An 18,669-nucleotide genomic window follows, 5' to 3' on the forward strand; every position below is an offset into this window, starting at 1 on the left:
AACGAACGCAGCACAAACGAATGCCGCACAAACGAATGCCGCACAAACGAACGTCACACAGACGAACGCGCGCGGCCGCCACCGCGCTCGTCTCGGCCGCCGCCCTGGTGCTCGTTGCCCCGCCCGCGCCGAGCCAGGCCGCCACCCCGGTCGCACTGTCCGGGGCGCACTGGATCTGGTACCCCGAGGGCGACCCGCACGTCACCGCGCCGGCCGCGTACCGCTACTTCCGCAAGTCCTTCAGCGTCGCGGCCGGCAGCGTCAGCGACGCCCAGCTCGTCGTCACCGGCGACGACACGGTCGACGTCTGGCTCAACGGCAAGCCCCTCGCCGGCTCCCAGCGGGTCACCGACTCGTGGAAGAGCGCCGTCTACGTCGACCTGCAGAGCGCGCTCACCAGCGGTACCAACACCATCGCCATCGCCGCGAGGAACACCACCGCCGGCCCGGCCGGGATGATCGGCCACGTGCACGTCACCAGCGGCGGCGGCACGACCGACCTCGTCACCGACGCGAGCTGGAAGACCGCGACGAGCGCGCCCGGCGGCTGGGAGCAGCCCGGCTTCGGCGACGGCGGCTGGCCCGCGGCGCTGGACCTCGGCCTGTACGGCTCGTCGCCGTGGAACACGTCCGTGGTGCTGCCCGACACGAACGCCGCCTCGCCGCTGAGCGTCGCGAGCGCGACCGTCGAGCACGCCGCCAACCCGCTCGGCGTGGACGCCGCGCTGCCGCGGTTCGGGTGGAAGCTCGGCGCCGGCTCGGGGCAGCAGGAGCAGGGCGCGTACCAGATCCAGGTCTCCACCAGCGGCGCCAACACCGCCGACGTGTGGGACAGCGGCCGGGTCGCCTCGAGCAGCCAGGTCGACGTCGCCTACGGCGGGCCGGCCCTGGCCAGCCTGCGCAAGTACTACTGGCGCGTGCGGGCCTGGGACACGCAGGGCCGCGCGGGCGCCTGGAGCGCGACCCAGACGTTCGAGACCGCGCTGCGCAGCCCGGCCACCGAGTGGACCGCGGACTTCGTCGGGCAGCCGGCGACCGGCGCCGACGTCTCCGGGGCGACCTGGATCTGGTACCCCGAGGGCGACCCCGCCGCCGGCGTGCCCGCCGCGACCCGGTACTTCCGCCGCACCTTCAGCCTGACCGCCGCCCCGTCGAGCGCCACGCTCGTGGTCACCGGCGACGACACCGCCGACGTGTGGGTCAACGGCGTGCAGGTCAGCTCCTCGCCGCGGGTCACCGACTCGTGGAAGCAGGCCGCGACGATCGACCTGACCGGGCGGCTCACCAGCGGTACCAACACCATCGCCATCTCGGCGCAGAACACCACCCAGTCGCCGGCCGGGGTGCTGGCCAAGCTGACCGTGGCCGGCGCGCCGACGATCAGCACCGACACCGCCTGGAAGTCGAACACCACCGCGCCCGCCGGCTGGAACACCACCGGCTTCAACGACTCCGGCTGGGCCGCGGCCAAGGCGGTCGCGACCTACGGCACCGGGCCCTGGGGCGCCAACGTGCTCGTGGTCAAGCCGACGCCGCTGGTGCGCAAGGGCTTCACGGTGAGCAAGGCGGTCGCCTCGGCGCGGCTGCTGACCACCGCGCTCGGCCTGCACGAGACCCGGCTCAACGGGGCGAAGGTCGGCAGCGACGTGCTCGCGCCCGGGTGGACCGACTACAACAAGCGGCTGCAGTACAAGGAGTACGACGTCACCGGGCAGATCCGCCAGGGGGCCAACGCACTCGGCGCGTACGTCGGCAACGGCTGGTTCTCCGGCAACGTCGGCTTCGCGGGCAGCCAGCTCTACGGCACCCAGCCGTGGTACTCCGCCCAGCTGCTCATCACCTTCACCGACGGCACCACCCAGACCGTCAAGACCGACGGCACCTGGAAGGTGACGACGGGCCCGATCCGCGCCGACGACCTGTACGGCGGCGAGACCTACGACAACCGCATGGCCATCGCGGGCTGGGACAACGCCGGCTTCAACGACGCCGCCTGGCCGGCCGTCGCGGTGCGGGGCGGCGCGAAGCCCAACCTCGTCGCCCAGGTCGACAACGGCGTCACCGTCCAGCAGGAGTTCCGGCCGGTCGCGATCACCCAGCCCCAGGCCGGCGTGTGGGTGCTCGACCTCGGGCAGAACTTCACCGGCTGGGACCGGCTGACGATGAGCGCCCCGGCCGGCACCACGGTCCAGCTGCGCCACGCCGAGGTGCTCAACCCCGACGGCACCATCTACACGGCCAACCTGCGCGGGGCGGCGGCGACCGACCGGTACACCTTCAGCGGCTCCGGCACCGAGACCTACGAGCCGCGGTTCACCGTGCACGGGTACCGGTACGTGGAGCTCACCGGCCTGCCGCCGGGCTTCACCCCGACCGCGGACACCCTCGCCGGCCGGGCCGCGTGGACCAGCGGCGCCCAGCTGGGCACGTTCAGCACGTCCAGCGCGCTGCTCAACCAGCTCGCGAAGAACATCCTGTGGGGCGAGCGCGACAACATGCTCTCGATCCCGACCGACTGCCCCCAGCGCGACGAGCGGCTCGGCTGGACCGGCGACATCGCGGCCTTCGTGGCCACCTCCACGTTCAACCTCGACGTGCACGGGTTCCTCGACAAGTTCACCGACGACCTCACCGACGCCCAGCACGCCGACGGGGCGTTCACCGACGTGGCGCCGGGCGTGTCCGCCGGGGCCGGCACCGCCGGGTGGGGCGACGCCGGGGTGATCGTGCCCTACACCCTGTGGCAGCGCTACGGCGACGTGCGCGTGGTCGACGAGCACTTCGCGGCCATGGCCAAGTGGGTCGACTACCTGCGCAGCACCTCGGGCAGCGACCTGATCCGCAACGTGTCGACCTACGGCGACTGGCTCAACGTCAACGACAACACCGCGCAGGACGTCATCTCCACCGCGTTCTTCGCGTGGTCGGCGCGGCTGGTCTCGCGGATGGCCGCGGCGACCGGGCGCACCGCCGAGGCGACCTCCTACGGCCAGCTCGCCGACCAGGTCGCGGCGGCGTTCACGAACCGGTTCGTGGCCGCCGACGGCACGGTCAGCGGCAACACCCAGACGGGGTACGTGCTCGCGCTCGCCTTCGGCCTGCTGCCCGCCAACCGGGTGCAGGCCGCGGCCGACAAGCTCGCCGCGAAGGTCGCCGCGACCGGCGGCCACCTCTCGGTCGGCTTCCTCGGCGTGGAGAACCTGCTGCCGGTGCTGGCAAGCAACGGCCACGCCGACACCGCGTACACCATCCTCATGCAGCCCGGCTTCCCCGGCTGGGGCTACCAGATCGGCAAGGGCGCGACCACGATCTGGGAGCGCTGGGACGGCATCCGCACCGACGGCACGTTCAACGACCCCGGCATGAACTCCTTCAACCACTACGGCCTGGGCTCGGTCGGCGACTTCCTCTACCGCCAGGTCGGCGGCGTCGCCCCCGCCACCCCCGGCTACGGCGCGCTCACCATCGCACCCCAGCCCGGCGGCGGCCTGACCTCCGCCAAGTCGTCGTACGACACCCCGTACGGCAGCGCGGTGAGCGACTGGTCGATCTCCGGCGGCACGCTCACCCTGCGGGTGACAGTCCCGGCCGGCGCCACGGCGACGGTCAAGGTCCCGACCGCCAACGCGGCCTCGGTCAACGCCCCGGCCCAGGCGGTCCCGACCGCCGCGGCCACGTACTACCTCCCGTCCGGCTCCTACACCTTCACCGCTTCCGCCTGAGCGACGACCGCGGGACACTCAGCCCATGAGTGTCCCGCGGTTCATCGACGGCGCGAGTCTTCCGGCGACGACGCCCCCGCCGCTGACCGGCCCCTGGTCCCCCACGGACACCCGCATCGACCAGGCGGTCCTCGTCCCGCTCCCCGCGGGCCACGCCCCCGAGGACGTGGCGGTCGACCCGGACGGGGCGGTCTTCACGGGTACCCACGAGGGCGTCGTCTGGCGCCTGCGCGGCGACGCGTTCGAGGCCCTGGCCGACACCGGCGGCCGCCCGCTGGGCATCGAGCACGACCCGCGCGACGGCTCCCTGATCATCTGCGACGCGTACCGCGGCCTCCTGCGCCTCACCCCGGACGGCGAGCTGCACGAGCTGACCCGCGAGGCGGCCGGCACCGCCATCCTGTTCTGCAACAACGCCGCGATCGCCCGCGACGGCACCGTGTACTTCAGCGACTCCTCCAGCCGCTTCCCGCTCTCCCACTGGCGCCGCGACCTGCTGGAGCACCGCCCGAACGGCCGCGTCCTGGCCTACGACCCGGCATCGGGCACCACCTCGCTCGTGGCCGCCGGCCTGTACTTCCCCAACGGCGTGGCCCTGACCCCGGACGAGTCCGCCCTGCTCGTGTGCGAGACGGTCGCGCACCGGCTGACCCGGATCGCCCTGCCCTCGGGCGCGGCCACGGTGCTGGCCGACCTGCCGGCGTACCCGGACAACATGTCCTCGGCCGGCGACGGCACCTTCTGGATCGCCCTGGCCAGCCCGCGCGTCGCCATCGCGGAGCGCCTGCTGCCCCACCCGGGCATCCGCCGCGTGGTCGCGACCCTGCCGACGTGGATGCAGCCCCAGCCGGGCAAGCACACCATCGCGGCCCAGGTCGACGCGGACGGCACGGTGCTGCGCACGGTGCACAGCCCGGCCGGGCGGTACCCGATGCTCACCGGCGTCCGCCAGGCCGGCGACACCCTGTGGTTCGGCAGCCTGACCGAGCGCTCGATCGCCCGGGTCCCCCTGAACTAGGCCCTAGTCCGTCTCGGGACGCTCGCCGGCCTCGCCGCGGGCCTCGTCCAGCGCGGTCGTCAGGGCGGCGTTGATCCGCGAGCCGCCCCGCTTGAAGCCCAGCTGCCGCCGCGCCTCCTCCACGACCTGCTCCTCGGTGCGCAGCAGGGTGTCGGACTCGATCCAGCGGATCAGCTCGACCAGCAGCTCGTGCGGGTACTCGCCGATCGGGCGGCCCGGCACGAACTCCGGGCGGGGCCGGGAGCGCTCGCCGTCGTCGTCCTCGTCCGGGGCCGGCGGGTCGAGGTGCAGCACCACCGTGGGCTCGTCGGTGCGGCGGGCCTCGACCGCGGCCACGGCCTCGTCGTAGGCCGCCCGCGCGCGGGCCGTCTCCGCCACCGGGTCGGCGAACCAGTCCGTCGACCAGATGCGGTGGAAGCGCCACCCGAGGCGCTCGAGCTGCTCCTGGCGCAGCCGGTCGCGGTCGCGGGCGGTGCTCGCCGAGTGGTACGTCTCCCCGTCGGTCTCGATCGCCAGGACCATCTCGTTCGGGTTGGTCGGGTGCGCGCAGGCGAAGTCGATGGCGTAGCCGGCCACGCCGAAGCGCGGGGTGACCGGGACCCCGGCGGCGGTGAGGCGGTCGCGCACGTCGGCCTCGAACGCGCCCAGCGCCGGGCGGTCGGCGGCCGCCGGGCTCAGCGACGTGCCGCCCGACTCGGTGTACTCCAGGTAGGACCGCAGAAGCCGCACCCCGTCGCTGGTCGAGCGGGCCGGGTCCATGTCGGCGGCGGTGAACGAGCTCACCAGCGTCATCCGCCGCCGGGCCCGGGTCACGGCCACGTTCAGGCGGCGCTCCCCGCCCGGCAGCAGCAGCGGGCCGAAGCGGTACAGCAGGCGCCCGGCGGCGTTCTTGCCGTACCCGATGGACAGGATGATCGCGTCGCGCTCGTCGCCCTGGACCCGCTCGAGGTTCTTGACGAAGAACGGCTCGGCCGCGGTCTCGGCGAAGAACGCGTGCAACTCGGGCCGCGCGGCCAGCGCCTTGCGCAGGGCGAGGTCGATGCGCTCGGCGTGGGTGATGCCCATCGTGATCACGCCGAGGGACTCGTTGGGCCGCACCTGGGCGTGCTGCAGGATCAGCTCGACGACCCGCTGCACCTCGGCCGCGACCGAGTCGGTGGCCTCCTCCGTCGCGCCTTCGGCGGTGAACGGCACGTGCACGTGCTGGACGCTGCCCTCCCCCGCGACGCCCGGGAAGGTGACGAGGGAGCCCTCGTAGATGTGCGCGTTGGAGAAGCCGATGAGCCGGTCGTCCTGGCTGCGGTAGTGCCAGCGCAGCAGGTACCCCGGCAGCAGCGCGCTGAGCACGTCGAGGATCGACTCGTAGCCGGACGTGAGGGACAGGTCGATGGAGCCGTCCGCGTTCACCCCGAGCGGGTCGGCGCCGACGCCCTCCTCGGCCGCGGTGAAGAACGACGTCGGCGGCAGCTGGTGCTCGTCGCCGGCGACCACGATCTGGCGGCCGCGCAGCAGGGCGGGCACGGCGTCGGCCGGGGTCACCTGGCTGGCCTCGTCGAAGACGACCACGTCGAAGAGGTCGGCCTGGGCCGGCAGCAGCTGGGACACCACGAGCGGGCTCATCGCCCAGCAGGGGCGCAGCGCCGTGAGCATGTGCGGGGCCGTCGCGAAGAGCTGGCGGATCGGCAGGTGGCGGCGCTTGAGGTTGGCCTGGTGCTCGACGAGGCGGCTCTCGTCGGGGTACTCGTCGCGGACCCGGGTGATGTGCTCGGCGACGGCGCGCAGCACACGGGTGGCGGTGGCGTCGATGTGGCGGCGGTCGGCGTCGCGGTACTCCGCGACGGTCCGCGCGTGCAGCGGCCCGTCGAACGCGCCGACCCGCGGGTCGGTGAAGTTCAGGTGCTGCAGGATCGAGGCGTACCAGCACGCGTCGAAGACCGCCGCGGCCCGGTCGGCATCGGCCCGCCGAGCCTGCAGGTCCTCGACGAGCTGGTGCAGGCCGGCGGCGGCGAAGGCCTCGGCGAGCTCGTTGAGGCGCGGGACCCGGCGCAGGGTGCGCTCGTCCGCGGCCAGGGACTGCAGCACCCGGGCCAGGCGGTCGAGGTCCATGGTGAGCAGCGGGATGTGCACGCAGTACCGCTGCAGCTCCTGCACTTCCCGGTCGAGGCCGTCGAACGCCTCGCGGGCGCGGGGCAGGTCGGATGGGAGGCGGGGCTCGCCGCCCCACTGCTCCCGCTGGCGCTCGGCCCGGGCCAGGCCCTCGAAGAGCTGCTCGGGGGTCGGGTGGCCGGGGCCGCGCCAGAGCCGGGCGGCCCGCTTGCGCAGCTTGCGCCGGGCCCACCAGCCCAGGTCGGCGGCGTTGCGGAACGCGCTCAGATCCTCCCGGTACACCTCCGGCTGGAAGTTGCCGAGCGTGGCGGCGATCTGGTCGAGGAACGCGAACAGCGCACGCCAGCCGGTGACGTTGACCGGGCGGGGCAGGCCGGTCTGGGCGGCGACGTACTCCAGCGCCGGGCGCGCCCCGGGCAGGGTGTGCCCCGACAGCCGCTCGGTCAGGTCGAAGGCGGCCTGGGCCTCCTGGGGCGTGCGGACGGCGGCTCCGATCCAGCCCGACTCCTGCTCCGTCAGCTGGAACCCGCCGACCGTGGCGTAGTCGCGCAGCTGCTCGCGGACGCGCCGGGCGCCGGCCTCGTCGAGGTTCGCCAGCACCGGGCCGCGCAGCCGGACGGCGGTCATCGGGGTGACGAGCGCGGCCAGCCGGATCAGCTCGGTCTGGGCCTGGTACGCCGAGACCCCCCACGGCCCGCGGATCTGGTGCATGGCCTCGTCGTGGTCGTTGAGCGCCGCCCGCCGGGCCGCCAGCGTCTCGTGCAGCACCAGAAGGTCGGGCTGGGCGATGCGGGCCGCGGAGTCCAGCGCGGCCTTCAGGTCGGCCGCGACCTTTCTCCGGGATGTCGTACCGTCGTGCACGTCCATCACCAGGTTGCCCAGGCCGCGGCGGGTCAGCCGGTCGGTCACGGCGGTGATCGCGGCGCGCTTCTCGGCCACGAACAGCACCCGCTTGCCCCGGGCGACGAGCGAGGCGATGAGGTTGGCGATGGTCTGGCTCTTGCCGGTGCCGGGCGGACCCTTGATCACGCTGTGCTCGCCGGCGAGGACGGCGTTTATCGCGTAGTTCTGCGACGAGTCGGCGTCGAGCACCAGGAACTCGTCCTCCGGCGGGATCCAGTCCGGGTCGCGCAGGGCGATACCGCTGGCCGGGCGCAGCGCGGCCTGGGCGTCGCGGTCGCCGGCGATGGCCGCGATGACGTCGTGCTCGACCAGGGCCCGGGCCCCGGCCCGCAGGTCGGTGACCATCGGCAGCTTCGCGTAGGAGAAGGTGCCGAGCACGAAGCGGGGGCTGATCGCGAACCCGCGGACCCGCCCGGCCGCCTCCTTCGTCAGGCGCTCGTACAGCGGCAGGGGATCGAACCCGGACGTGTAGCTGACCAGCTCCTCGAGCTCGTCGGCGTCGACGCGGACACCGAAGTCCTCCTCGAACAGCTGCAGCAGCGTCGGGTTGAGCTCCAGGTCGCCCTGCAGGGTGAGGTCGAAGTCGTCCTCGGCCGCGCCGCGGGCGCGCAGCTGGGCCGAGCGCAGCAGCACCGGGGCGGCGGGGGCGGCCCCGGAGCCGGGGGCCGGCGTCCAGGTGGCGCTGCCGATCGCGGCGAAGCAGGTCTCGATGCCCCGCTCCTCGGTGAGCTCCCGCGCCTTGTTCCGGATCGTGCGGGCGCGCTTGATCGCGGCGGCGTGCGCGTCGCGGTCGGCGAAGAGCTGGCCGAGCGGCAGCGTGCGGCCGCCGAGCAGGGCCTGCAGGGCGACCGGGTCGGTGGCGCTCAGGTCCAGGGTGCCCGCGCGCAGGTCGCGGTAGTACAGCAGCGTGTTGCGGCCGCCGAGATCGATCAGCTGGGTCCGCCAGCGGCGGGCCGCCTCCTGCACCAGCGTGCCCCTTGCTTCCTCCACGGTGCGAGCGTATCCGTCCTGGCAAGCTCGTCGTTCCGGCCTTTCTTCACGTCTTTACAACGCCGGTCCTCTTTCTTTACAACGCCAGCCCTCGCCGGTCGGGCCTTTCTTTACAACGCCAGCCCTCGCCGGTCGGGCCTTGCTTTACAACGCCAGCCCTCGCCGGTCGGGCCTTGCTTTACAACGCCAGCCCTCGCCGGTCGGGCCTTGCTTTACAACGCCAGCCCTCGCCGGTCGGGCCTTGCTTTACAACGCCAGCCCTCGCCGGTCGGGCCTTGCTTTACAACGCCAGCCCTCGCCGGTCGGGGTGCCGGCCCAGCCAGTTCGAGTAGCGCTCGTTGCGCCGGACGGCGTCCGCGTAGGACTCGATCGCGTAGGCCCACACCTGCCCGGCGACGTTCGCCGCGGGCCCGTCGGGCAGCCAGCCGACCATCTGCCGCCAATGCAGGGGCGCCCCCGCGATCGGTACCGTCACCAACCCCGCCATCGGCCGCAGCGTCGCCTGGCACAGCCCGACGGCGTCGCCCGACTCGATGAGGTCGATCGCCCCGCGCACCTCGGTCTCGAAGAGCACCTTCGGCGTGAACCCGGCCCGCGCACACGCCGCCGCATGGCAGGACGAGAAGCACCCGTCCCCGGGCGCGGCCACCCACTGGGCCTCGGCGAGCTCGGAAAGTTCCACCTCGTCCCGCCCGGCCAGCTCGTGCCCCTCGGGCAGCAGCAGGAAGACGGGGTCGGCCGCGACGACGCGCCAGGCCAGCCCGGTGTCGGTGGCCGGCGGGGCGTCCCCGCAGGCGCCGACCAGCACGAAGTCCAGCTTGCCGGCCAGCACGAGGTCGCCCAGCTCCGAGGACGACCACGACGCGTGCGTGGTGACCTGCGCGGCCGGGTGGTTGCTGGTGATCCGGTGGACCAGACCGCCCAGGATGGGCCCGTTGACGGCGCCGATGCGGTACCGCCCCGGGCGCTCGGCCGCGCTGGCCAGCCGCGTCGCCTCGTCCTGCAGCCCCTTGACCGCCGGCAGCAGCACCCGGGCCCGGGCCAGCACCAACTCCCCCAGCGGGGTCGCCCGCGCGCCGCGCCGGTCCCGCTCGAACAGCGCCCCGCCGAGCGCGCGCTCGATGCGCTGCAGCTGGGCGGTGAGCGCCGGTTGGGCGAGGCCGAGCACTGACGCGGCCTTGGTCACGCTGCCGGCGTCGGCGATCGCGCACACGACCCGCAGATGCCGCAGCTCCAGTTCCATACTGAGACGGTAGGGCCGCGGAGCCCCTGGCAGAAGGCCTGGAGATATTGAGGCGTGCCGTTTTCTGCAGGGCGAGGGTAATCCCTCTCTCCCGGTCGGGCCGGGACCGCTCCTGGTCAGGCCCGGACCGCTCCTGGTCAGGCCCGGACCGCTCCCTGGTCGGGCCCGGACCGCTCCCTGGTCGGGCCGGGACCGCTCCCTGGTTGGGCCGGGACCGCTCCTGGCTAGGCTGGGACGGTGATCATCCGCTGGGCGGCACTGGGTTCGGCGCTGTCCGGCTGTTTCGGGGCCGCGGGACTGACGGCGGCGGTGACGGGCTCACCCCCGTCGGCCTACGTCTCGGAGGCGGGGGTACCGGGGGCGCCGCACGCCACGCTGTATGCGGCGAGCATGGTCCTGCTGGCCCTATCCCTGGCCCTCCTCGCCGTGCCGGCCCGGCGGGCGCGCTGGCTGATCGGGGCGTCACTGCTGCTGGCGGCCCCCATGGCGGCCACATCGGGGGCGGTGCGCTGCAGCCCGGGGTGTCCGCTGCCGCCGTACGACTCGCCGACGGTTCGGGACCTGGTTCATGCCGCGGCCGCGATCGCGGCGCTGTTGCTGTGCGCCTTGGCCATACTGTTGTACTGCCTGCTTCCCCCGCCGCATCGCTGGACGGGTTGGCTGGGGGTGCTGCTCGCTTATCCGCCGTTGCTGCTATCGGCGGGCGGAATCCTGTTCGTCGGCCGTTCGCTGTTCACGGGCGTGACGGAGCGGGCGGCCCTGGTGGCGGTCTCGGCGTGGGTGGTCCTGACTGCGGTGCGCCACGCGCGGGAGATCTCGTGACATATCGTCTTTTTTCCGGATTCATCGCATGTCTCGACTGATCGTGATCACCGGCGCGAGCGCGGGCATAGGCCAGGCCGCCGCCCGCCGCCTGGCCGCGCCGGACACCCGCTTGATCCTCCTGGGCCGCGACGAGCGCCGCCTGGCCGCCATAGCCGCGGAGCTCCCGAACGCCACGCCGATCCGCGCCGATTTCGCGGACCTGACCCAGGTGAGAGCCGCCGCCACCGAGATCAGAGCGGCCTGCGACCACATCGACGTCCTGATCAACAACGCCGGAGGCCTGTACCGCGGCCCACGGTCCCTGACCGTGAACCACCTGGCCGGCTTCGTCCTGGCCCACGAACTGCTGGACCACCTGCGCGCCGCGGGCACCTCACGCTTGATCACCACCGCGTCGCTGGCCGAGGCCTGGGGCGTGCTCGACGTCGACGCCCCGCTGCGGAACTCACTCCGGCACCGGGTGCGCTGGCTGGCGTACGGCTCGTCGAAGCAGGCCAACCTCCTCTTCACCCTGGAGGCCGCGCGGCGCTGGACCCCCTACGGCGTGCTGCCGACCGCGTTCTTCCCGGGCCTGGTACGCAGCCGGTTCGCGTCGAGCAGCCCACTGTTCATGCTGGGCAAACTCATCCCGGTCCTGTTCACCTCGCCCGAGCGCGCCGCCGGCACCCTGCAGTGGCTGGCCGACGCCCCGGCGCGGGACCTGGCCCCGGGCGGCTACTACTTCCTTCGCGAACCGTTCCCCGCGACACCGCGCTCGACCAGCCCCGACCGCGCGGCCCGCCTGTGGGACGCGTCCCTGGCGGCGGCGGGGCTCGCCTAGAGCCGCGGCGGGGCTCGCCTAGAGCCGCGGCAGGGCTCGCCTAGAGCCGCGGCAGGACTCACCTGAAGCCGCGGCAGGACTCACCTGAAGCCGCGGCAGGGCTCACCCAGAGCGGCGGGGGCTCACCAAGAGACGGCCGCGACAACAGAAGAAGAAACCGGCGGCACACGTGTCGGTCGGTGGCCCCCTTTTTCAAACCTAATTCTACCCTCCCCGACCTAACCGATCATGCCCGTAAATACGCGCCGTGACGGTGTCGTCTCAGTTCGGTAGGTGGATCTCCGACCAGGACGCGTCCGGGCCTGGGTTTGCCGTGAAGTCGTAGCGCACGCCCGGTTCGCCGATCGCGACCAGAGCCGCCGACCCCGACCCGTACAAGAGGCCCTCCACCTCCTTGCGCACCAGCAGCGGGCGCTCGGCCGCGCCCGTGAACTCGCCGCCCGACAGCAAGGCGATCCAGTCGCCCCAGGCCTCCAGCGATGACAGGCCCGGCTTCGGGTCGGGGGTTCCCGCCGCGCGCAACGGCGCGAACGAGTTCACGTCTATGCCCTGGTTCACGATCACGTGGTCGCCGGGCGGCAGTAGGTGGTGCGTGACGGCGACGCCGTCCCAGGACGTTACCGCGATCTCGGTCGGCTCGGCCCGCACCAGGTGGAACGCGTCGAACGAGCGGAGCACGTCGTCCTCCGGGGGGAAGTGCGCCAGGGGCAGCGAGCCGCGCGTCGGGCGGTCACCCGCAGGAGGGAGGCCAGGGTGCCCGTTCAGCAGCGCCGTCGCGCTCGGGCGCGCCGGGTCCACGGCCAGCCAGGTGCCGCCCGCGGTGCTGTCGCGGCCGCCGAAGCGGCCCGGCCAGTGCTCGGCCGGGGGTTCCCAGGGGCGGGCCAGGTACTCGTCGCGGACCGCGGCCAGGAGAACCGGCCACGTGGCGTCGGGGTCGAACCGGAGGAGCACGGTGCACATGGACGAGACGTTATGCCCCAGGAGAACGGAGGAGAACCGAGGGCCGGGCGCTCAGCCAGTCGGCGAATTCGTCGGCCGGCAGCGGCTTCGAGATGAAGTACCCCTGGACCAGATTGCACCCCTCGTCGCGCAGGTGGTGCAGGGTCTCCTCGTCCTCCACGCCCTCGGCGACCACCATGAGGTCGAGGGCGTGGCCCAGTTGCACGGCCGAGCGCACGACCGCCCGGTCGCGGTGGTCCACGGCGATGCGCTGTACGAACGAGCGGTCGATCTTCATCTCGTGGATGGGCAGTTCGCGCAGGCGGCCCAGCGAGGAGTAGCCGGTGCCGAAGTCGTCGATGGCGAGTTTCACCCCCCAGGGCGTGCAGGCGGTCCAGGATGACCAGCGCGCCCGTCGGGTCGGCCATGATGCTGCTCTCGATGATCTCCAGGGTGAGTGCGCTCGCGGGGACGCCGGCCTGGCCCAGCAGGCGGGCCACGATGTCGGGCAGGTCCGACTCCTGCAGGCTGTTCGGCGAGAGGTTCACGGCTACGTGCAGGTCGTGGCCCGCGCGCCGCCACGAAGCGCAGCGGCGCAGGGAGACCTCGAGCACGTGCAGGGTCAGGGGGCGGATGAGGCCGGAGTGCTCGGCGAGCGGGATGAACTCGTCGGGCGGTACGAAGCCGTGCGCGGGGTGGTGCCAGTGGGCCAGGGCCTCGGCGCCGACGACGGTAGCGGTGGCGGTCGACAGTTTGGGCTGGAAGACGACGACCAGGTCGCGGCGCTGGATGGCCTCGCGCAGGTCGGCGACCATGGCGAGGCGGCGCGGGCTGTTGCGGTTGTCGTCGCTGGTGTAGACGCGCACGCCGGTGTGGGTCGTCTTGGCCACGTACATCGCCACGTCCGCGCGCTGGATGAGGGTCCGGGCCTCGTGGCCGTGTTCGGGGGCCAGGGCGATGCCGATGCTGACGCGTGCGTTGAGCCGCAGGTGCCCGATCGGGATCGGCTGCTCCATGGCCCCGCCGAGGTCGTCGCCGACGGCGATGGCGTGCTCGCGGGTGCGGATGTCCGGCAGCAGTACCGCAAACTCGTCCCCGCCGAAGCGCGCGACCCGGCCCCGGTCGCCCAGCCGCTCCTGGAGGCGCTCGCCGACGAGCCGCAGCAGCTGGTCGCCGACGTCGTGGCCGAGGGCGTCGTTGACGTCCTTGAACCGGTCGAGGTCCATCAGGAGCACCGCGACCGGGGTGCCTTCGGCGCGCAGCCGGTCGGTGAGGGCCTGGAAGTGCTGGCGGTTGGGCAGGCCGGTGAGCGGGTCGTAGAGGGCCAGGTGCTCCTTCTGGGCCACCTCGCGGCGCAGGTCGTCGAGGAGGCGGGCCTTGGTCAGCGAGAGGCTCGCATGGTTGGCCAGCGCCTGGAACAGCCGCATGTGCTGCCCGCCGAAGGTGGGGATGTCGGGCAGGCTGTCGGCCACGAGGAGCACGCCGGACTGGCCGTCGTTCAGCGGTACCGGCACGGCGATGCCGTCGTCGATGGACCCGATCACGCGGCTGCCCTTGGCCACGAGCACCGGCTCACCGGCCCTGGCGGGCGCCCACCACGCGGTTTCGGGCAGGGCTTCGACGGTACCGATCTCAAATGTCTTCCGTCCGTGCATGCGCAGGCGCACGTGGGCGCCTTCGGCGTCGGGGATGATGAGCTCGGCCCGTTCGGCGCGCAGCTGGTCGCGGGCCTGTTCGAGCACGATCCGGGCCACGCCGCGGGTGTCGGGCGCAGGACGGACAGGCCCACGACCCCGCCGATGAGCCGCACGCACAGCAGCAGCGTCGGGTCGACCGACAGCAGGCCGAGCACCATCGGGATCTCGCTGAGGCTCATCGCGTGCCCGCCGCGGCGGACCCGGACGTGTACCGCAAAGCCTTCGGTCAGCGCGAACGCCACGAGCAGGATCGCCAGCGGCGCCGGGTCGGGAGCGGTGAGCAGGCCGCCGGACCGGATACGCAGCGCGTGGGCCGCGATGGTCGCGACGCCCAGCCAGAGACTGAGGATCGCGACCCGTGCATCCGGGCGACTCCAACCGCGTGCTTTCTTCATCATCGCCCTGTTTGTGCGGATCTTATGGTGTTACTGCCAGATGGAACCGGACCGGTAGCTCCCACTCCAAGTTCGGCCGCTCCAGGTGTTTCCTGACCAAGTTCGGCCGCTCCATGCGCGCCCGTCCCACGTGGCGCCGCTCCAGGTGCGCCCGCTCCAGGTGCGCCCGTCCCAGTTGGTGCTCGACCAGTTGACCGAGGACCAGCTGCGGCCGGTGAGGAGGCTGGTGTTCATCGCGGTGCCGGTCCAGGTCGCGCCGTTCCAGGTGCCGCCGCTCCACGCGGTGCCGGCCGTGGCCGCCTTGGCCCAGGTGGTGCCGCTCCAGGCCTTGCCCATGATGTCCTTCTCGCCGGTCAGCTCGACGCCGCTCGTCGGGTCGGCCACGTGGGCGGTACCGCGGGCGGACTGCAGCGATCCGGTGCCGGTGGACGCGGCCCAGGTCTGGGTGGCGGTGGCCACGGTCGGCGTCGGCGCGTCGATGGCCTTCTTGATGTTCAGCTCGCCCGACCCGCTGCCGAGCTTCTCGGCCTTGGGCATGGCGTCGGTGGTACTGGTGAGCAACTTCTTTACCTCGTCCGGGGGTGAGTGACGGGCGTTGCTGCAGCAGCAGCGCGACCGCGCCGGAGGTGATGGCGGCGGCCTGGGAGCTGCCGCTGCCGCGGAAGTAGCGGCCGGTCGTGTCGCCGGGGACCAGCCCGGTCGGGTAGTTCACGTCGACGTACGAGCCGGGGTCGCGCAGGCCGACGATCGAGCGCCCGGGCGCGGTCAGGTCGACCGAGCGGGTGGCGTTGCCGCGGCTGCTGAAGTCGGCGACGAGCTGACCAGCGTCGCGTTCGGGGCCATGCCGGTGAAGTTGCTGGGATCGGTGACCGTCAGCAGGTTCGTGGACGGGTCGCGTCCGGCGATGAGGCCGGCCATATGGGTACCGTGGCCGAAGGTGTCGGTATAGCGCAGGTTCGCCGCCTGCGACTCGAACGACAGGTCCGGCCCGTTGACGATGCGGGTGGTGTCGTTGAGGCCGGTGACCGATGAGACGCCGGAGTCGATGAGGGCCACGCCAACGCCGGTGCCGGCGATGTTCTTGCCGGTCGAGTCGACCTTCTTCCACACGTCGAGGGCGCCGGTGGCGCGCACGACGCTGAACATCGAGTTGGCGTCGCCGTCGGCGCGCCATCGCGCCGCGGAGAGTGCGACAGTGCCGTCCTCGGTCACGCCGCGCACCCCCGGCGCGGACTTGAGTGCGGTCAGCTGGTCGCCTGGTACCTCGGCCACGAAGCCGTCCGCGACGGCCAGCGCCCGGCCGACCGTACCGCCGGCGGCGATGACCGCCCGGGCGGCCGCGTCGGCGTCGCTGTACTCGACGATGACGCGGATGCGGCCGGCGGCGTCGGCGGCCGGGGTGGTGGCTGCGACCGCCGGCCCGCCCGGTGCGCCCGCCCCCGCCGCGATCGCAAGGATCGCCGCTGATGCGGCGCCCAGTGCGCCCCGGTATCTGCTCGGCATGCGGGCCCCTTCCATGGGTCGATGACTCGCCGTGATCCATGGTCGACCAGCCGGTGACGGCTCGTTGTCAACAGATCGGGCGGTCTTCGCTCACGGTGCGTGACCTAGCCCACGGGTGCGCGCCTGATGGCCCCCGGCCCCGGCTGCGGGACGACGTCGCGCGGGGCGACCTCGTGGTGGCCCGCCTCGCAGACGAGCGTGGCGTGCACGTAGGCGCCGCAGCCGCGGTGGACGGTCTCCAGGGGCGGGCCGCCCGGGTCGGCGAGGTACCGGTCGCCCCACTCGCGGATGGCGACGAGCAGCGGGTACAGGTCGAAGCCCTTCTCGGTGAGGCGGTACTCGTCGCGGGCGCGGGCGCCGGGCTCGCGGTACGGCACGCGGCGCAGGATGCCGTTGTCGACGAGCACGCCGAGCCGGTTGGTGAGCACCTGCCGCGGGATGCCGGTCCGCTCGCGCATGTCGTCGAAGCGGAAGATGCCGTTGAAGACCTCGCGGAGCACCACGAGCGTCCAGCGTTCGCCGAGGATCGCCATCGTGCGCCCGATCGTGCAGTTCTCGACGGACCACTCGAGTGCCCTGGGTCTCATGGTGCCAGGCTAACCCGGGCCTGAGTCTTGTTGACAGATCTAGCTCCGGCCCGCGAGGCTGGGTCCATGACGCAGACCGAGGGGGACCTCCGCAGCCGCACGTTCTCGTGGTCCGACCCGATGCTCAACGCGGCCCAGCTGGGACGACAGAGCGGCCTGGAGATGCTGCAGGCGATGCGCCGCGGCGAGCTGCCGGCCCCGCCGATCATGCACCTGCTCGGCACCGGGGGCCTCGACGCGCAGGAGGGGCGGGTCGTGGTGACGCTGGAGCCGAAGGAGTACCACTACAACCCCCTCGGCACCGTGCACGGCGGGGTGCTGGCCACGCTGCTGGACACCGCCACGGGGTGCGCGGTGCATTCGACGCTGCCGGCGGGGGTGGGGTACACGACGCTGGACCTGACCACGAAGTTCCTGCGGCCGGCCTCGATCGCGTCGGGCGTGCTGACGTGCGAGGGGACCGTGCTGTCGAAGGGGCGGCGCACGGCCCTGGCGCAGGCGCAGATCACGGACGGCCGCGGCGCGCTGATCGCGCACGCGACCTCGACCTGCATGCTGTTCGAGATGCCGTGATCACGATAAGTCGGGCGCTCCGTGCCACGACTTATCTCATTTTTCGCCTGTCGGGTTATAAATCCGACATGTCGGGTTGCGGAGCGCCCGACGTGTCGTGAATGCCGCTATGTCGGATTGCGGAGGCGCCCGACATGTCGAAAATGCCGAGGTGCGGAGCGCCCGACGTGTCGTGAATGCCGCTATGGGCGTGACGACTGGACCGGGTCGCGGCGGCCCACCGGGACCAGGCTCTGGCCCAGCGTGATGACGATCTGGCGCGGCTGGGCGATCTGGGCCACGAGCAGCGTGCCGACGAGACCGAAGAGCGCGTACCCGCCGAGCACGATCGCCTCGCGCTGCACGCCGGTGCCGTCGAAGTACACGATGCCGCGGATCGCCTCGGTGCCCAGCCCCGGCGGCAGCCACTGGCCGACCGCCCGCCAGAACCCCGGCAACAACGGCGCCGGGTAGGCCCCGCCCGCGCCGGGGTTGCCGAGGACCACGAAGAGCAGGATCGTCAGGCCGGTACCGACGAAGCCGAACGCCGCCTGCAGGGCCATCGTGAAGCAGCCCGAGGCGAACACCAGCAGCGCGCCGAACCACCACAGCTGCGCGAGATGGCCGTCCAGGGCGCCGAAGAGGGAGCCCGCGATGAGCGCGCCGCCGGTGCCGGACAGGGCCGAGTAGACCGCCAGGGACAGCAGGCGGATCAGGGCCCGGTGCGGGTTGGCCGGGCGGGCGCCCTTGCTCATGCTCACCGCGAGGGCGACCAGGTACCCGCCCACGACCCAGCCCAGCGCGAGGTAGAACCCGGACAGGCCGCGCGCGTCGCCCAGCACGGCCGGGCGGGCGTCCTCGGTGGTGAAGGCCCGCTCCTGCGCGTCCTCGATCGGGGTGATGATCTGCTCCAGGGCGGTGGCGACGCTCGCGCCCGCGGCCCCGGCGACGATGAGCCGGTCGGTGGCGTCGGTGTTGGAGACGATGAACGCCCCGTACACCTCGCGCCGGTCGATCATCCGGCGTGCGGCGTCCTCGCTGAACACTGCGCGCGCGTCCAGCGGCTCGCCCGGCAGCCGGTCGAGCTTGCCGACCAGGTCGTCGAGCGCCTCCGGCGGCGCCGCGACGGCCACAGGAATGCGGTGCGGGGTCGGCTCGTGGAAGGCGCCTATGTAGCTGGCGATGAACGCCAGCTGGAGGGCGAGGACCGCGAGGACCAGCGCACCGGCGCGCGGCGTGACGCCGTCGCGCATTTCATGAAGAAATCCCGCTTTCACCACATTTGACGGTATCGTGCGGGCGACTCCGGTGTATCCGACTTGACCATTTTGTCCGGACCACCAGGTTTTCGTAATGCGACGTGCGGGCC

General features: G+C 72.7%; 13 protein-coding genes and 2 pseudogenes. 5 read left to right on the forward strand and 10 right to left on the reverse strand.

The window, feature by feature from the left end; all coding sequences use genetic code 11:
- Window positions 1-20: 20 nt before the first annotated feature.
- Both ACPPVO_RS57510 and ACPPVO_RS57515 read left to right on the forward strand, forming a co-directional pair.
- Window positions 21-3,722: a family 78 glycoside hydrolase catalytic domain gene (locus ACPPVO_RS57510; RefSeq protein WP_426508199.1), complete on the forward strand. Its 3,702-nt coding sequence runs from the start codon at window positions 21-23 to the stop codon at window positions 3,720-3,722.
- Between the two features lie 25 nt (window positions 3,723-3,747).
- Complete coding sequence (locus ACPPVO_RS57515) at window positions 3,748-4,740, forward strand: SMP-30/gluconolactonase/LRE family protein (protein WP_426508200.1); 993 nt, start codon at window positions 3,748-3,750, stop codon at window positions 4,738-4,740.
- A 3-nt stretch (window positions 4,741-4,743) separates the two neighbouring features.
- Here ACPPVO_RS57515 and ACPPVO_RS57520 read toward each other — a convergent pair whose 3' ends face one another.
- Complete coding sequence (locus ACPPVO_RS57520; protein ID WP_426508201.1) at window positions 4,744-8,739, reverse strand: AAA domain-containing protein; 3,996 nt, start codon at window positions 8,737-8,739, stop codon at window positions 4,744-4,746.
- A gap of 280 nt (window positions 8,740-9,019) precedes the next feature.
- Window positions 9,020-9,982: a LysR substrate-binding domain-containing protein gene (locus ACPPVO_RS57525; protein WP_426508202.1), complete on the reverse strand. Its 963-nt coding sequence runs from the start codon at window positions 9,980-9,982 to the stop codon at window positions 9,020-9,022.
- A 237-nt stretch (window positions 9,983-10,219) separates the two neighbouring features.
- On the opposite strand from ACPPVO_RS57525, the gene ACPPVO_RS57530 reads away from it, so the two are divergent.
- The gene (locus ACPPVO_RS57530; protein WP_426508204.1) at window positions 10,220-10,804 is read left to right on the forward strand and encodes a DUF998 domain-containing protein; all 585 of its coding nucleotides are present in this window, start codon (window positions 10,220-10,222) and stop codon (window positions 10,802-10,804) included.
- Between the two features lie 28 nt (window positions 10,805-10,832).
- Window positions 10,833-11,627: an SDR family NAD(P)-dependent oxidoreductase gene (locus ACPPVO_RS57535; protein ID WP_426508206.1), complete on the forward strand. Its 795-nt coding sequence runs from the start codon at window positions 10,833-10,835 to the stop codon at window positions 11,625-11,627.
- Between the two features lie 261 nt (window positions 11,628-11,888).
- Here the strand turns inward: ACPPVO_RS57535 and ACPPVO_RS57540 are convergent, their stop codons facing one another.
- The 7 genes and pseudogenes from ACPPVO_RS57540 to ACPPVO_RS57570 all read right to left on the reverse strand — a co-directional run bounded on the left by ACPPVO_RS57540 (window position 11,889) and on the right by ACPPVO_RS57570 (window position 16,748).
- A complete protein-coding gene (locus ACPPVO_RS57540) occupies window positions 11,889-12,587 on the reverse strand; it encodes an NRDE family protein (RefSeq protein ID WP_426508208.1) in 699 nt (232 codons plus the stop codon).
- Window positions 12,588-12,597: 10 nt separating this feature from the next.
- Window positions 12,598-12,939, reverse strand: coding sequence for an EAL domain-containing protein (locus ACPPVO_RS57545; protein ID WP_426508210.1), 342 nt, complete (start codon window positions 12,937-12,939; stop codon window positions 12,598-12,600).
- 61 nt (window positions 12,940-13,000) lie between these two features.
- Window positions 13,001-14,221: pseudogene (locus ACPPVO_RS57550) on the reverse strand (putative bifunctional diguanylate cyclase/phosphodiesterase); the annotation flags it as partial.
- Window positions 14,222-14,688: 467 nt separating this feature from the next.
- Window positions 14,689-15,195 carry a hypothetical protein gene (locus ACPPVO_RS57555; RefSeq protein ID WP_426508212.1) on the reverse strand — a complete coding sequence of 169 codons (507 nt, stop codon included), beginning with the start codon at window positions 15,193-15,195 and terminating at the stop codon, window positions 14,689-14,691.
- Window positions 15,196-15,289: 94 nt separating this feature from the next.
- Window positions 15,290-15,427, reverse strand: a pseudogene (locus ACPPVO_RS57560) (hypothetical protein); the annotation flags it as partial.
- Window positions 15,424-16,161 carry a S8 family serine peptidase gene (locus ACPPVO_RS57565; RefSeq protein ID WP_426508214.1) on the reverse strand — a complete coding sequence of 246 codons (738 nt, stop codon included), beginning with the start codon at window positions 16,159-16,161 and terminating at the stop codon, window positions 15,424-15,426. The pseudogene ACPPVO_RS57560 and the gene ACPPVO_RS57565, both read right to left, overlap by 4 nt.
- Window positions 16,162-16,265: 104 nt before the next feature.
- Entirely contained in the window at window positions 16,266-16,748 is a 483-nt protein-coding gene (locus ACPPVO_RS57570) for a winged helix-turn-helix transcriptional regulator (protein WP_426508216.1), read from the reverse strand.
- A gap of 66 nt (window positions 16,749-16,814) precedes the next feature.
- On the opposite strand from ACPPVO_RS57570, the gene ACPPVO_RS57575 reads away from it, so the two are divergent.
- Window positions 16,815-17,321, forward strand: a complete 507-nt coding sequence (locus ACPPVO_RS57575; RefSeq protein WP_426508218.1) for a PaaI family thioesterase — start codon at window positions 16,815-16,817, stop codon at window positions 17,319-17,321.
- 182 nt (window positions 17,322-17,503) lie between these two features.
- On the opposite strand, the gene ACPPVO_RS57580 is transcribed toward ACPPVO_RS57575, so the two are convergent.
- Window positions 17,504-18,553: a hypothetical protein gene (locus ACPPVO_RS57580; RefSeq protein ID WP_426508220.1), complete on the reverse strand. Its 1,050-nt coding sequence runs from the start codon at window positions 18,551-18,553 to the stop codon at window positions 17,504-17,506.
- Window positions 18,554-18,669: the final 116 nt, after the last annotated feature.

The sequence above is a fragment of the Dactylosporangium sp. McL0621 genome, assembly GCF_049995355.1.
Taxonomy (GTDB): domain Bacteria; phylum Actinomycetota; class Actinomycetes; order Mycobacteriales; family Micromonosporaceae; genus Dactylosporangium.

What these genes read in the sequence shown, in the direction of transcription:
- ACPPVO_RS57525 (WP_426508202.1), bottom strand. Translation starts at nt 9,982, where the DNA reads ATGGAACTGGAGCTGCGGCATCTGCGGGTCGTGTGCGCGATCGCCGAC.
- ACPPVO_RS57570 (WP_426508216.1), bottom strand. Translation starts at nt 16,748, where the DNA reads ATGAGACCCAGGGCACTCGAGTGGTCCGTCGAGAACTGCACGATCGGG.
- ACPPVO_RS57515 (WP_426508200.1), top strand. Translation starts at nt 3,748, where the DNA reads ATGAGTGTCCCGCGGTTCATCGACGGCGCGAGTCTTCCGGCGACGACG.
- ACPPVO_RS57510 (WP_426508199.1), top strand. Translation starts at nt 21, where the DNA reads ATGCCGCACAAACGAATGCCGCACAAACGAACGTCACACAGACGAACG.
- ACPPVO_RS57575 (WP_426508218.1), top strand. Translation starts at nt 16,815, where the DNA reads ATGACGCAGACCGAGGGGGACCTCCGCAGCCGCACGTTCTCGTGGTCC.
- ACPPVO_RS57580 (WP_426508220.1), bottom strand. Translation starts at nt 18,553, where the DNA reads ATGCGCGACGGCGTCACGCCGCGCGCCGGTGCGCTGGTCCTCGCGGTC.
- ACPPVO_RS57565 (WP_426508214.1), bottom strand. Translation starts at nt 16,161, where the DNA reads ATGCCGAGCAGATACCGGGGCGCACTGGGCGCCGCATCAGCGGCGATC.
- ACPPVO_RS57540 (WP_426508208.1), bottom strand. Translation starts at nt 12,587, where the DNA reads ATGTGCACCGTGCTCCTCCGGTTCGACCCCGACGCCACGTGGCCGGTT.
- ACPPVO_RS57555 (WP_426508212.1), bottom strand. Translation starts at nt 15,195, where the DNA reads ATGCCCAAGGCCGAGAAGCTCGGCAGCGGGTCGGGCGAGCTGAACATC.
- ACPPVO_RS57535 (WP_426508206.1), top strand. Translation starts at nt 10,833, where the DNA reads ATGTCTCGACTGATCGTGATCACCGGCGCGAGCGCGGGCATAGGCCAG.